Source organism: Marisediminicola sp. LYQ134 (assembly GCF_046599635.1).
Lineage (GTDB): Bacteria > Actinomycetota > Actinomycetes > Actinomycetales > Microbacteriaceae > Marisediminicola.
On the sequence record NZ_JBKIWP010000001.1, the window covers coordinates 1,537,770 to 1,551,239 of the forward strand.

General features: G+C 69.8%; 12 protein-coding genes and 1 tRNA gene. 1 reads left to right on the forward strand and 12 read right to left on the reverse strand.

Annotated elements, in window-relative coordinates; translation table 11 throughout:
* Positions 1-22: 22 nt before the first annotated feature.
* The 6 genes from ACLHIH_RS07395 to ACLHIH_RS07420 all read right to left on the reverse strand — a co-directional run bounded on the left by ACLHIH_RS07395 (position 23) and on the right by ACLHIH_RS07420 (position 5,314).
* The gene (locus ACLHIH_RS07395; RefSeq protein WP_411316062.1) at positions 23-766 is read right to left on the reverse strand and encodes a hypothetical protein; all 744 of its coding nucleotides are present in this window, start codon (positions 764-766) and stop codon (positions 23-25) included.
* Positions 767-834: 68 nt separating this feature from the next.
* Positions 835-2,670, reverse strand: coding sequence for a protein kinase domain-containing protein (locus tag ACLHIH_RS07400; RefSeq protein ID WP_411316064.1), 1,836 nt, complete (start codon positions 2,668-2,670; stop codon positions 835-837).
* Positions 2,670-3,878 (reverse strand): FHA domain-containing protein, encoded by a 1,209-nt coding sequence (locus tag ACLHIH_RS07405; protein ID WP_411316066.1) that lies wholly within the window; start codon positions 3,876-3,878, stop codon positions 2,670-2,672. Before ACLHIH_RS07405 ends, ACLHIH_RS07400 begins: the two co-directional genes overlap by 1 nt.
* Before the next feature lie 4 nt (positions 3,879-3,882).
* Positions 3,883-4,788, reverse strand: a complete 906-nt coding sequence (locus ACLHIH_RS07410) for a PP2C family protein-serine/threonine phosphatase (RefSeq protein WP_411316068.1) — start codon at positions 4,786-4,788, stop codon at positions 3,883-3,885.
* A gap of 129 nt (positions 4,789-4,917) precedes the next feature.
* Positions 4,918-5,085: a hypothetical protein gene (locus ACLHIH_RS07415; protein WP_411316070.1), complete on the reverse strand. Its 168-nt coding sequence runs from the start codon at positions 5,083-5,085 to the stop codon at positions 4,918-4,920.
* Positions 5,086-5,238: 153 nt separating this feature from the next.
* A tRNA-Glu gene (locus tag ACLHIH_RS07420) sits at positions 5,239-5,314 on the reverse strand.
* A gap of 106 nt (positions 5,315-5,420) precedes the next feature.
* Here ACLHIH_RS07420 and ACLHIH_RS07425 point away from each other — a divergent pair.
* A complete protein-coding gene (locus ACLHIH_RS07425; RefSeq protein ID WP_411316072.1) occupies positions 5,421-6,062 on the forward strand; it encodes an MBL fold metallo-hydrolase in 642 nt (213 codons plus the stop codon).
* 3 nt (positions 6,063-6,065) lie between these two features.
* Here ACLHIH_RS07425 and ACLHIH_RS07430 read toward each other — a convergent pair whose 3' ends face one another.
* The 6 genes from ACLHIH_RS07430 to ACLHIH_RS07455 all read right to left on the reverse strand — a co-directional run bounded on the left by ACLHIH_RS07430 (position 6,066) and on the right by ACLHIH_RS07455 (position 13,442).
* Positions 6,066-7,058, reverse strand: coding sequence for a glycine betaine ABC transporter substrate-binding protein (locus ACLHIH_RS07430; protein WP_411316073.1), 993 nt, complete (start codon positions 7,056-7,058; stop codon positions 6,066-6,068).
* Positions 7,059-7,087: 29 nt separating this feature from the next.
* Positions 7,088-7,858, reverse strand: a complete 771-nt coding sequence (locus ACLHIH_RS07435; protein WP_411316074.1) for an ABC transporter permease — start codon at positions 7,856-7,858, stop codon at positions 7,088-7,090.
* Entirely contained in the window at positions 7,851-9,170 is a 1,320-nt protein-coding gene (locus ACLHIH_RS07440) for an ABC transporter ATP-binding protein (protein ID WP_411316075.1), read from the reverse strand. The genes ACLHIH_RS07435 and ACLHIH_RS07440 overlap by 8 nt, the downstream gene beginning before the upstream one ends.
* A complete protein-coding gene (locus ACLHIH_RS07445; protein WP_411316076.1) occupies positions 9,163-9,804 on the reverse strand; it encodes an ABC transporter permease in 642 nt (213 codons plus the stop codon). The genes ACLHIH_RS07440 and ACLHIH_RS07445 overlap by 8 nt, the downstream gene beginning before the upstream one ends.
* 253 nt (positions 9,805-10,057) lie before the next feature.
* Complete coding sequence (locus ACLHIH_RS07450) at positions 10,058-11,296, reverse strand: MFS transporter (protein WP_411316077.1); 1,239 nt, start codon at positions 11,294-11,296, stop codon at positions 10,058-10,060.
* A gap of 31 nt (positions 11,297-11,327) precedes the next feature.
* Positions 11,328-13,442 carry an iron ABC transporter permease gene (locus tag ACLHIH_RS07455; RefSeq protein ID WP_411316079.1) on the reverse strand — a complete coding sequence of 705 codons (2,115 nt, stop codon included), beginning with the start codon at positions 13,440-13,442 and terminating at the stop codon, positions 11,328-11,330.
* Positions 13,443-13,470: the final 28 nt, after the last annotated feature.

Sequence of the window (13,470 nt, forward strand, 5' to 3'; positions counted from 1 at the left end):
AGAGGGGCGGCGCCCGCCGGTTTCACCCGTTCGCGTCGAGATCCCGGTTGTCGAGGTCGTTGCGATCGAGCAAGTAGAGGTCGTCGGGCCCGACGAGCCGCGTGGCGACGGCGTATTCCACGAGGCGCAGTCGACGGTTGGTCGCGAGTTTGCCCTTGGCTCCGCGCAGCCCCGCGACACCGATCTTGTCGAGCTTCTCGCACACGTTGTCGAGCTTGCGGTTGAAGGTCGTCATCGACCAGTGCAACCGCGCCGCCGCCTCGGCGGAGGTCGGGATCTCCCCGCGCCCGGGAGACGACTGGCGCAGCACGTGTTCGGCGAGCGAGACGATGAGCAAGCGCTGCGAGCTCGTGAGTGGCACGGGTTCGATCGTCGTCGACCCGCCCGAGCCGGCCATCGCGGTCGAGGTGTTGTAGTAGTCCTCGGCCGAGTGGATGGTGAACTCGTAGGTCGTCGACCCCGCACTGAAGAGCACGATCATTTTCTCGAAGACGATCGGGAGCCTCGCCCCGGGAGCGAGCCAGGCTTGCACTTGCCCCGTGGCGTCGGTGACCGTCGCCGAGAGCAGGTTGCCGACGTTTCCGAGCCACCACATGCCGAAGTCCTCGTAGATGCGCAGGAACCGCCGGTGCAAGTAGGGGTTGTCGTCGATCACGAGGTCGGACTCCCGGCCGACGTGGAAGTCGGCCGGATGAACGACGTCGTGCCACTCTCCGCAGAACTCGACCTTCAACGGCTTGACCGTCGCGAGGGGTGTGGTTGTCACGAGAATCACTTCCTGATCGTCGAGGTACCGGTCGGGCCGAGCGTGGAGGCCCCGGCCGCCCCCGGAGACTACTCGGGGTAGCACGCCTCGAGGGGGTTGGCCGACGATCGACCGTCGCGGATGATGCTCGCCTCGATGCACACGCGCTCGCCCGCCCAGGGGTCGATCGTAATGACCCCGTCGTCGGTCGTGCGCGGCGGGTCGGTCGAGACCTGCGGCAAGCGGGCCCACCGGATGGTGTCGCCCTCCTCGGCGTCGGGGTTGGAGACGGTGAAGACGAGACTGTCGCCCTCGTCTTCTGCACCCTCGAGCTCGGGAGCGGGGATGGTGTCGAGCACGGCGGGTCCGCCCGCGGGCGCGCTCGGACTCGTCGCGGTGTCGGGGCCCGCGGGCGGGCCGAAGACGACGAGGCTCACGACGACCGCGATCGCGATCGCCGCGGCAGCGGCACCCGCGATCCACGCCGTCAGACTCCGCGGTCGGGAGGCGACAGCATCGCCTGACCCCGCGGGTGCCTCCGCTGCGGACGCCTCCCCCGCAGCCCCGACCGCGGCCGCGGGCGGGTCGGCAGCGGTCCGCTCGGTGCGCGCGGGCCGAACGACGGTCTCGTCGGCGACGGAACCGGATGTCGCGGCAGCGCCGGTAGCCGCAGCGTCGGTTGAGGTGTCATACGTCAAGGCACCCTGCGTCGACGCGGCATTGGTCGAGGCGGACTGGGTCGAGGCGCGCCCCGTCGTCTCGCGGGTGCGCGGCCGCACGACCGTCTCGTCGGGAGCGGGCGTGCTCGGTTGCGCCTCGATACTCGTCGACCGGCGCGCCACGGTCTCTGCGGCATCCGCACTCGGAGGGGGGATCACGGGAGCCGGCGAATCCCCCGGGGTCAGCGGAGCCTTCGGTTGCGCCTCGATGGTCGCGACGGATCGGGCTCGAGTGGCGTCGGGGTCGTCTCCCCCCTCGACGCGCTCATCGGCGACGACGTCGAGGTTCGGAACGTCGATCGGCGTCGGGGAGTATCCGAGCTCGAGCTCGACGCGCTGGAGGGCCCGCGCGAAATCGATCGCCGACTCGAATCGCTGCGCTCGATCGGTCGCCATACCCTTCTGCAGCACGGCGACGAGCGAGCGGGGAACGTCGGTGCGCGAGATCGGGGTGACGGCGCCGCGCTCGATGCGTCCGATCAGATCGAGGGTGCCGTTCGAGCGACCGCGCACCTCGAACGGGGTCTGCCCGGCGATGATCGTGTAGATCGTGGCGGCGAGCGAGAACACGTCGGAGCGCACATCCGGCTTGGGGTCGTCTTCGAACATCTCGGGGGGCGACCAGGGCACCGACATGCCGATCGAGCCCGTTCCCGTCGCGCCGCTCTCGTCGATGAGTTCGCTGAGCGTGCCCGTGTGGGCCTGCAGAGAGTCGTCCTCGACGGCCGAGGATATGCCGAAGTCGGTGAGGGCCGGCCACCCGTAGTCGTTCGTGAGCACGTTGGCCGGCTTGATGTCACGGTGGAGGATGCCCGCCGAGTGCGCCGTCGCGATGGCGCTCGAGAGACGCACGCCCGTGCGCAGCGCGTCGGCGACGGCGAAGGTCTGCTGTTTGTAGCGCTCGGCGAGACTCGGGCCGGAGCAGTACTCCATGACGAAGTAGGGCCGGTCGTCGCTCGCGACGTCGGCGTGGTAGATCGACACGATGTACGGATGCGTCGAGAGCTGGGCCATGAGGTTGGCCTCGCCCACGAACGCCGCGCGGTCCGCCCCGGAGATCTCGTCGGCGAGGAGCACTTTGACGGCGACACGACGCTTGGGGAGCTGCTGCTCGTAGAGGTAGACGTCGGAGAAACCGCCCGAGCCGAGCACGCTCACGAAGGTGTATCCGGGCAGCGCGGGAGGCTGGGATGCGGGGCGGCGCATCAGTCCTCGTCCACCGTGAGCGAGATGCCGCCGCCCAGGTCGATGATCGTGCCCACGATGACAGGGGTGGGCTCCCCCGCACGCAGTTTCTGCGGCGACTTGCCCGGAAGCACCACGAAGGTGCCGTTGCGCGAGTGGAGGTCGGTCACGACGATGGTGTCGCCCTCGAGAGCGACCTGGGCGTGGTTGCGCGAGATGTCCTGATCGCCCGTGCCGAGCGACACGAGACGCGGAAGCGACCCGCCCGAGACCTTCGAGACGCTCGGCGCACGCCCCACGAGAACGGGTTGCGTGAGCGACTCGCGTGAGCCGTCGGGCAGGCGCACCGAGACCCGGGGCTGAGCGAGGACCGCGGGCGATCCCGTGGCCGCCGCCTCGCGACGGCGACCCCGGAGGGCCGCGATGTCGCTCGTCATGATCGTCTCGCCGTCGTGGTCGCCCGCGAGCGGAACCGTGGCGGGCTCAGCCTCGGGGGCGGCGGGCGGGTCTGCGTTCGGCAGATCCGCGCTCGCGAGAGCGGCGCTCGCGAGGTCGGCGCTCGTCGGAGCGGGAGCAGCGGCGGCGTTGCGTCGCGGCCGCACGACCGTGTCGCCCGAGACATCGTCATCATCGTCGCCGTCCCCGTCGGACGACGGTGTCGCGGCCAGGGTCGACTCGTCGGGCACCGATTCCTCTGGCAGCGGCTCGACTGGCAGCGGCTCGGCTGGCGCCGGCTCGGGCACCGGCGCCACCGCGGGCGCGCCCTGCTCCGACACCGCGAGCTCGATCGAGAGCGACGCCGCGACGACGGCGCCCGCGGTGACGGGCAGCAGCGGAGACGACGACGCGACGGTCGCGGCATCCACCGTGAGGGTCGCGGACCGCACAGACGAGAAGTGCCGCTCGATCCAGGTCGCCGCTCCGGCACCCGAGAGGGTGTCGTGGGCGCCCTCGTCATCGGTGACGTCGAGGGTGACGCCTCCCCGCACGATCGCCCGGATCTCGCGCGTCGACGCGGTCCAGTCGACGACCGCGAAGGGCGGGGTCGCCGAGAGGCCGTCCCGGGTGAGGAGGTCGAGGAGTGCGGGCAGGGCGCTCTCCCCAGTGATCGCCGACCAGGCGGCGTCGACGACGGCCGGCCCGGGCTCGACGTCGAAGACGACCGCGAGGCCGTCACGGATCACCCCGAACCACCCTTCGGCTTCGGCTGCGGCATAGTGCACGCTCACGCGCTCATCTCCTCGGGCTCGTGTCCTCGAGGTGTCGAGAGACGCCCCGTCGGTCGATCGTGTCGTCGTCGGCGCCGTCGTCGGCGGTCGGGTCGGCACGGATGTTCGCGACATCCGCTTCGACGACGACGGCCGTGACGTTGTCGGATCCGCCCGCCGCGACCGCGGCCCTCACGAGCCGCTCGCTCAGCGACATCGCGAGCTCGTCTCCGAGGCTCAGCGTCGCGTGGAAGACGATGATGCGCGCGATCTCGTCGTCGCTCAGCTCTTTCGTGAGGCCGTCGGAGCAGATGAGGAACGTCTGCCGCCCGTCGGCGGGCAGGAGCCAGATGTCGGGGTCGACGTCGGAGTCCGCTCCGAGGGCGCGCGTCACGACGTTGCGGTCGGGGTGCCGCTCGGCTTCGCCGCGCGAGAGCACCCCCGCGTCGACGAGCTCTTGCACGACCGAGTGGTCGACGCTCAACTGGGTGAGGCTGCGGCCGTCCCAGCGGTAGACGCGGGAGTCCCCGACGTTGAAGGCCATCCAGTGGTAGCCGCCCGCGGGGCTCACCGCGACGAAGGCGACGCCCGCGAGGGTCGTTCCCGAAAGCGACTCGCCCGATCCGGCGAGCGCGAGCACGTCGTCGTTGGCCTCGCGGATGGCCGCGAGCACGTCGTCGGGCCGCGCGGGGGCGGCGTCGCCGAAGCGGCGGGAGAACACGGCGATCGCGGTCTGGCTCGCGCGGTCGCCGTGCGAGTGGCCGCCCATGCCGTCGGCGACGACGAACACGGGCGGGCGCGCGAGGAAGCTGTCTTCGTTGATGCGCCTCACCGAGCCGCGATCGCTCGAACCGCCGAACTCGAATGCGGCCGTCGCGGCGCCCGCGGCGAAACGGACCGTCTCGTTCTCGCTCACGTCACCCCCGCTCACGCCGCCCCTGGCCCGATCAACTCGAACGGCCCCGATCACGTCGACCGGATGGATTGAGGCAAAGTTATCAACAATCGTCCGGTCGACGCGTCGGGGCGGTGAGCGGCGGCAGCCGAGGGATGCCTCGGGTCAGGCCTCGGGGTCTTCTTCGGCGTTGAAGTGGGTGTCTTCTTCGGTGACGCTCACCGCGAGTCCGTCGTCGGAGTCGGGGATGGTCTTGTCGTCGCCCACGCCGCCGGGCTTCGGGGTGCCCTCGTCGTCGTGGCTCGCGGGGGTCGAGTCGGTGGTGTCGCTCATGATCGTGTCCTCACTGCTGGTCGAGACACCATCGTGTCACGACGACCTCGGTGAGACCGGGGGCTTGCCCTCGCGCGATTCGCGGCTCCGGACGCCAAAAAACCCGGAGATCGACACGGTACTTCGTTCAGTACGGTGCGATATCCGGGTTTGTGGTGACCCCAACGGGATTCGAACCCGTGTTACCGCCGTGAGAGGGCGGCGTACTAGGCCACTATACGATGGGGCCGAAAGTGGACAACTCCACGAGTATGCCACACGCGCAAGCGGCCGACCAAACCGAGCGAGTGACCGCGCTGCCGTCGCACGCGACTCGGCGAGCGTAGGCTCGACGCATGAAGGTCACCAAGCACGAACACTCCTGCCTCGTTCTCGAGAAGTCGGGTCAGTCGCTCATCGTCGACCCCGGCATGTTCACGACTCCCCTGTCGGATGCTCGCGGCGTGACGGCCATCGTCATCACCCACGAGCACCCCGACCACTGGACTCCCGAGCAGTTGCGTCGCATCCTCGACGTCAACAGCGGAGCGACGATCTACGGCCCCGCCGGAGTCGCCGCCGCCGCAGGTGACGACGTCGACGTGACCGTGGTCGCCGCGGGTGACGAGATCGAGGCCGGGCCGTTTTCGCTGCGGTTCTTCGGCGGAACCCACGCGGAGATCCACCGTTCCATCCCGCTCGTCGACAACGTCGGCGTCCTCGTCGACGGCGAGCTCTACTACGCGGGAGACTCCTTCTTCATCCCCGAGGGTGTCGACATCCCGACCCTCGCGGTTCCGGCGGGTGCACCCTGGCTCAAGATCGGCGAGGTCATCGACTACGTCGAGGCGATCGCCCCGCGGCGCAGCTTCGCGGTGCACGAGATGGTTCTCTCGGTCGCGGGCAAGGGCATATCGAACGACCGCATCAAGGCCGCGACAGAGAAGGGGGGCGGAGAGTTCTTCGCCCTCGAGCCCGGAAGCTCACTCGACCTCTAGCGCTCAGGGTTCGGTGACGAACCCGCGGTCGAGCATGAAGTCGAGTGCGACATCCGCCGGCTCCTCGCCCGCCGAGTCGACTCTGAGGTTGAGTTCGCGGAGGGTCTCGTCCGTGATCTCGGGGGAGATCTGACCGAAGACCTGCTCGAGCTCGGGGTACTCCTCGAGAGTCTCGGTCGCGAGAACGGCGGCGACGTTGTACGCCGGGAAGAAACCGCGGTCGTCTTCGAGAACCGTGAGGTCGAGCTGATCGATGCGGCCGTCGGTCGTGAAGACCTCGCCGAAGTTGCAGGTGCCGCGATCGGTCGCCGTGTAGACAGCGCCCGTGTCGAAGATCCCGATGTTCGACTCGGGCACGCCGTCGTCGGAACCGCGCTCGAGATCGTAGGCCTCGAGCATCGGGCTCATTCCGTCGGCACGAGAGTTGAACTCGGGCTCGACACAGAAGGTGCGGTCCTCCACGGGCAGAGCCGCGACATCCGAGAGCGTCGCGACGCCGTCGAGTTCTTCGACCGCTTCGGTTCGCACCGCCATCGCGTACGTGTTGTTGAGCGGAGCCGTGGGCAACCAGGTGAGCCCGTTCTCGGCGTCCGCATCGCGCACCGCTTCGTACTGCTCCTGCTGGTCGGGGATCCCCTCCTCCTCTGCCAGGAAGGTGAGCCAGGCGGTTCCGGTGTACTCCCACGTCATGTCGGCGTCGCCGGAGAGCATGAGTTCCCGCACCGGCACGCTGCCGGGCACGTTCGTGAGGTCCTCGACCTCGAAACCCGCCGCCGACGCCGCGATGACCGCGATCTTGCCGAGGATCAGTTGCTCGGTGAAGTTCTTCGACGTGATCGTGATGCTCGCGTCGTCGGGCAGATCGAGTTCCTCGATCGAACCGGGGCCGACGGGCGGAACGTATGCCGTCGCGGGCTGCAGTCCGCAGCCCGCGAGAGCGGTCAGAGCGGTGCCGGCGACGATCGTGGCGAGGAGGGGACGACGGAAAGACGACATTCGAGACTTTCTGGGGTTGCGACGCGACATCACAGGCCCTTCGGGCGAGCGACGAACTCGACGACGCGGCCGACCCAGTCGATCGCGAGCGCGAGGAGTGCGATGAGGAGGGCGCCAGACACGAGCACACTCGTGAGGTACAGGTTGACGCCCGTCGTGATGAGAAGCCCGAGCCCACCGCCGTTGACGAACGCGGCGAGCGCCGCGGTTCCGACGAGTAGGACGAGCGCGGTGCGGATGCCCGCGAGCATCACGGGCACGGCGAGGGGCAGCTCGATGCGGAACAGCACCGACGTGGAACTCATGCCCATTCCGCGCCCGGCTTCGACGAGCCGAGCATCGACGCCGCTGATTCCGATCATCGTGTTGCGCAGAACCGGGAGAGCGGCGTAGAGCACGAGAGCCGTGATCGACGCCCAGAAACCGGAGGCGATGAAGATCGCGAGAAGCACGAGGAGCCCCAGAGCGGGAGCGGCCTGACCGAAGTTGGCGACGACGAGCACGGGAGGAACGAACTTGCGGAGCGCCGACCTCGTGAGCAGGATGCCGAGCGGAATGGCGATCGCGAGCACGATGACCGCCGCCGTGAACGTCAGCGCGAGATGCTCGACCGTCGCACTCCAGAGGGCGCCGGGGTCGAGTGTCGTGCGCTCCGTCGCGGTGAGCGGCGCGAAAGAAAGCCAGGCCAGGAAGCCGCCGAGCACGACGAGGATGCCGATCGGCTGGGCGATGAGGCTGCGCCACGAGACCGTGGGCGGCGCGGCATCCGCCTTGGTCTCGACCGCCGTGACCTCACTCACGGGTGTCGCCACCCGACACTGCGGTTGGCCCCCCAGCGGGGGTGCGGGGAGCGTGCTCGTCGGTGCCGCGGCTCGCGACACCGCCGATGGGTCCGGTGTTGGTGCCGACAGGCGCTGATGCCGCCGTCGAGGCCGCTTCTCTCGCGGCCGTGATCGCGGTCATGACCGTCTCGACGTTGATGACACCGATGAACGCATCGCGTTTGCCCGTGACGAGCGCGGCCCCCGCACTCGAGACGAGCATCTCGTCGAGGGCGTCGTTGAGGGTCGCGCGACGCCCGACGACGGGAAGGCGCGGGTCGGGGGTCGAGTCGATGGAGTCGAGTCGATTGAGCTGCCGACGGCTCAGCCACTGGATCGGGCGGTCACGCTCGTCGAGAACGACGACGTGATTGTGTCCGGCCTGTTCGATCGCCCCGAGCACCGCCCGCGGGTCGTCGCCGGGTTTCGCGGTGATCGCGTCGGCGAGTTCGACCCCTTCGACACGCTGGAGAGTGAGTTGCTTGAGTCCGGCACCGGAGCCGATGAAGTTCTCGACGAACTCGTTCGCCGGCTCGGCGAGGATGCGCTCGGGGGTGTCGTACTGCACGATCTGCGCCCCGTCGGTGAAGACGACGATCCAGTCGCCGAGCTTCACCGCCTCGTCGAAGTCGTGGGTGACGATGATGATCGTCTTCTGCAGCTCCTCCTGAATCCGAATGAGCTCGTCTTGCAGTCGCTGTCGCGTGATCGGGTCGACCGCGCCGAAAGGCTCGTCCATCAGCAACACGGGAGGGTCGGCGGCGAGGGCGCGCGCGACACCGACACGCTGTTGCTGACCACCCGAGAGTTCTTTCGGGTACCGGTCGCGGTAGGCGGCGGGGTCGAGAGACACGAGATTGAGCAGCTCGTCGACGCGAGCCGCGATACGGTCGGGCTTCCACCCGAGCATCTTCGGCACGATGGCGATGTTCGCGGCGACGGTCATGTGCGGAAAGAGTCCGCCGGCCTGGATGACGTATCCGATCCGGCGGCGCAACTCGTCGCCGTCGATGCTCGTGACGTCTTCGTCGCCGAGGACGATGCGACCGTCGGTCGGCTCGATGAGGCGGTTGATCATCTTGAGCGTCGTGGTCTTGCCGCAACCGGACGGCCCGACGAGCATGACGATCTTGCCCGCGGGGATCTCGAGCGTCAGGCCGTCGACTGCGGCCCCCGATTGCCCGGGGTACCTCTTGGTGACCTTGTCGAGCAGGATCGACTTTCCGCTCACGCCCGCGGGTTCGCCTGCGGAGTCGGAGCGGTCGGCGGTGACGGTGGGTGTTTCAGACACGGATACCTCGCGAAGTGGTCAGTCGGCCGATGCCGACGAGGATGAGGTCGAGCACGAGAGCGAGCAGCACGACGCCGATGACGGCGGTGAGCACGGACTCGAGGGAGTTGGCTCCGCCGAGTCGGGAGAGGCCGGAGAAGATGAGCCCGCCGAGGCCCGGACCGAGAACGAACGCGGCGACGGCGGCGATGCCCATGACGAGCTGCGCCGAGACACGGATGCCCCCGAGGATGACGGGCCACGCGAGGGGCAGCTCGATCTGGAAGAACGCGCGGACACGCCCCATCCCGATGCCGCGCGCGGATTCGACGATCGCGGGGTCGACGCCGGTGAACCCGACGATCGCGTTGCGCAGGATCGGCAACACGGCGAAGAACGTGCACACGGCGACCGCGGGAGCGACGCCGAACCCGAGCGGGGTGACGAGCAACCCGATGAGGGCGAACGCGGGGATCGTGAGCCCGATCGCCGAGATGCCGTTGGTGAGCGCACTCAACCGGGGGCTGCGGTACACCAGGGCGGCGATCGCCACGGCGATGACCGTGGCGAGGATCACACACTGCACCACGAGGCTGAAGTGCTGCAGCGACGCGAACGCTATCTGGTCGAAGCGCTCACTCAGGAATTCCCACATAGCGCACCTCGTCACATCGGTTATGTATCAGCGTCAGTCGAGCCGCCCGACGGGGCGACCAGCCACTGACCATACCGAGAGCGTGATGGCCGAACCACCCCTTGCATCCTCGGCGGAACAGGGAATCCGCGGTCGCGCAGCTCCCCCGATGCCAGTGGTCGTATCGACGGATCGAGGATGGCGCCCGGCCATTAGCGCCCCTCTGCGCGGCCCAACCGTTACCGAAACGAGATGCGCTCGGGCGATGTCGGCGCTAGTGTTCGCTCGATCGATCGGCGGGGCGCGGAATCGTGATCGCGAGAAGCGCGACCGCGAGGAGGAACACCGCACCGACGGAGAACGCGGCGCCGTAGGAGACCGAATCGGCGAGGAGGCCCGCGGCGATCGGACCGACGATCGCACCGACATCCGAGAACATCGAGAACACCGCGGCGGGCCTGCCCCCGCGACCCGCGACGGCGTCTCCGACGAGAGCGGCCGGCGCCGTGCCCATGAACGCGGCGGCGACCCCGTAGACGCTCAGGAGCACCGTGAGCATGACGATGTCGTTCGAGAACGGAACGGCCGCGACGGCTGCGGCGGCGAGAGCGAAACCCCCGATGACGGCGGGCTTTCGACCGACCGTGTCGACGAAGCGAGCGGCAGGGGCGAGGGCGACCGTCTGCGCGACCGCGGCGATCGCGAAGGCGACGCCCGTCGCGGCGGTCGGGTTGCGCAGGACTTCGACGATGAAGAGCGGAACGAGGGCTCCGCGCACACCGAAGGAGGTCCAGCCCTGCGCGAAATTCGCGGCGCACGCGGTCTGGAAACGGCGGTCGCGTGCCACGACGCGCAGCGGCACGCGAACGGCCGCCGCGTCATCCGCCGTCGGCTTCGCTCCCGACCTCAGCAGCACCGCACCGACGGCCCCCGCGACCGCGAGGGTCGCGGCGTAGAAGAAGAACGGTGCCTGGAGCGAGATGGTGGCGAGGAGCCCGCCGATCGCGGGCCCCGCCATCCCGCCGATGAGGAACCCGCCCTGATAGAAGCCGACCGCGCGAGCCCGCATCGTCGGGGCCGTCGAACCGAGCAGCAGCGTCATCGCGGCGACGCTGAACATCGCCGAACCGATGCCGCCGACCCCGCGGAGGATGAGCAACTGCGGGTAGTCCTGGGCGATGCCGACGAGTCCGCTCGACACCGCGACGATTCCGATGCCGATCGAGAGCACACTGCGCTCTCCGAGCGCGTCGATCATCCGGCCGACCACGGGGCTCGCGAAGAGCCTCATGAGGGCGAACGCCGAGACGACCGCCCCGACCTCGACGTAGCCGACACCGAAACTGCGGGCGTAGACGGGGAGCACGGGGATGACGACTCCGAAGCCGACCATGACGAAGAACGCGATGACGCCGAGCACGTAGACGTCGCGCGAGAGGCGCGGGCGGTCGGCGCGAGGAACGGAGTCTCGGCGGGTGCGGCGCCACCACGGAGCGGAGCGTGGCGCAGGCATTACCTCAGGGTAGGCGGTTTCGCCGACGCGATCAGACGAGCCTCGATGCTCCCGCTCGCGAGCGCCACAGCACCCACGCGAAGTACGGCGCCCCGACGAGCGCGGTCACGAGACCGGCGGGCAACTGGTCGGGGGCGATGACCGTGCGGCCGACGACATCCGCGACGCACACGAGGAGCCCGCCGAGGATGGCGGCGACGGGGAGGATGCGCGAGTGTCGCCCGCCGACGAGAGCGCGCGCGGCGTGCGGGGCCACGAGTCCCACGAACGAGATGACCCCCACCGACGCGACCGCGGTGGCCGTGAGCACGACCGCGACGCACAGGAGAGCGAAGCGCGCTCGGGAGACGTCGATGCCCGCGAGTCGCGGTGTCTCGTCGTCGAGCGCGAGCAGGTCGAGGTCGCGGCGGCTCGCGACGAGCAGGGGGATCGCGACGACGATCGCGATCGCGACGGGGGCGATCGCGGCGAACGAGCGTCCGTAGGTCGACCCCGCGAGCCACGTGAGGGCTTTCGTGCTGTTGAAGGGGTCGGTGAGCACGACGAGGAGCGTGATCATCGCGAGGCTCGCGGCCGAGACCGCGATTCCGATGAGCACGAGGCGGTTCTGCGCGAGACCCCCGCGCGCGGCGAGCCCGAACACGATCGACGCGGCGACGACGGCACCGACGAGGGCCGCTCCCGTGACGAGCCACGCGCTCGCGAGCGGCACGATCGTGATGACGGCGATCGCGGCGAGCCCCGCTCCCCCGACGACGCCGAGGATGCCCGGTTCGGCGAGGGCGTTGCGCGACACCGCTTGCACGAGCGCTCCCGCGAGCGCGAGCGCGGCGCCCGCGAGCACCGCGGCGAGCACGCGAGGCATCCGGGTGTCGAGGATGAATGTCACCCCCGTGCCCGCCTGCCCCGTGATCCAGTTGGCGACGTCGCCGAGCAGCAGCTTGGCGTCACCGAGCAGGCTCGAGGCGACCACGAGGGCCACGAGGAGCACGACGGCGACGACGAGGGTCACGAGGTAGCGCCGCACCGATCGCACGCGCGTGAGCCCCGCCGCGGTCGAGGTCGCCCCGGTGTCGCGCATTCGCCACGCGAGCGCGGTGAGGAACACCGCTCCGAGCATCGTCGTCACGACGCCCGTGGGCACGGCGACACTGCGGTCGCTCCCGACGAACACGCGCAGGAGCACGTCGGCCCCGAGCACGATCGCGACCCCCGCGAGCCCCGCGAGCGGAATGAGTGCGCGGTGGCGGTGCAGCCCGCGGATGCGGGGAGCGAGGAGCCGCATGATCGCGGGCGCACACAGCCCGACGAAACCGATCGGGCCCGCGATCGTGACCGCCGCGGCCGCGAGCAGCACCGCGACCACGACCGTGAGGATGCGCGTCATCCGCGGGTTGACTCCGACGACACGCGCGGCGTCGTCGCCGAGACCGAGGATGTCGAGTCGGCGGCCGAGCAGGAGGAGCACGATGACGGCGACGACGATGACGGGGGCCATGCTCCGGGCGGCGGCGATGCCGATCTGCGCGAGGCTGCCGCTCCCCCACGAGAACAGGCCGACGGTGTCTTGCGCGAAGAGAAGGAGCAGCATGCTCGTGACGGCCGAGAGCCCGAGGGCGATCGCCGACCCGGCGAGCACGAGCCGCACGGGACCGCTGCCACCCGAGGAGAGCCCGAGAACGAGGGCCGCCGCGAGAAGGCCACCGGCGAAGGCGACGAGACCCGTGGGGATCACGGGGAGGCTGATGCCGAACGCCGCGACCGCGACGATCGCGAGGTGGGCTCCCGCGTTGACCGCGAGGGTGTCCGGCGAGGCGAGGATGTTGCGGGAGACCGATTGCATCGCCGCCCCCGCAGCCCCGAGGGCGAACCCGACGAGTAGTCCGGCGACGAGTCGCGGTGCCCGCGACGCCACGAGGACCGCGGCCGCGTCATCCGAGCCGTCGGCAGCGCGCCCGCCGAGAAGCGCGAGGAGGTCTGCCGCGCCGACCGCCGCGGTGCCCTGGGTCAGGTGCACCGCGGCGATGACGGCGATCGCCGCGATGAGGCCGGCCGCGAGCGCAGGCACTCCCCAACCGACGCGTCGCCCCGGGTCCGTGCGCCCCTCGGGCACGGCGGATCTCGGGGCGAGCGCGGTCTGATTCACGGGGTCGGCGGGGTGCGGGTCGGCGGCT

Bases quoted from the DNA above. Each gene is read 5' to 3' on its own strand.
- ACLHIH_RS07400 (WP_411316064.1), bottom strand. From the start codon at position 2,670: ATGCGCCGCCCCGCATCCCAGCCTCCCGCGCTGCCCGGATACACCTTC.
- ACLHIH_RS07415 (WP_411316070.1), bottom strand. From the start codon at position 5,085: ATGAGCGACACCACCGACTCGACCCCCGCGAGCCACGACGACGAGGGC.
- ACLHIH_RS07425 (WP_411316072.1), top strand. From the start codon at position 5,421: ATGAAGGTCACCAAGCACGAACACTCCTGCCTCGTTCTCGAGAAGTCG.
- ACLHIH_RS07450 (WP_411316077.1), bottom strand. From the start codon at position 11,296: ATGCCTGCGCCACGCTCCGCTCCGTGGTGGCGCCGCACCCGCCGAGAC.
- ACLHIH_RS07430 (WP_411316073.1), bottom strand. From the start codon at position 7,058: ATGTCGTCTTTCCGTCGTCCCCTCCTCGCCACGATCGTCGCCGGCACC.
- ACLHIH_RS07445 (WP_411316076.1), bottom strand. From the start codon at position 9,804: ATGTGGGAATTCCTGAGTGAGCGCTTCGACCAGATAGCGTTCGCGTCG.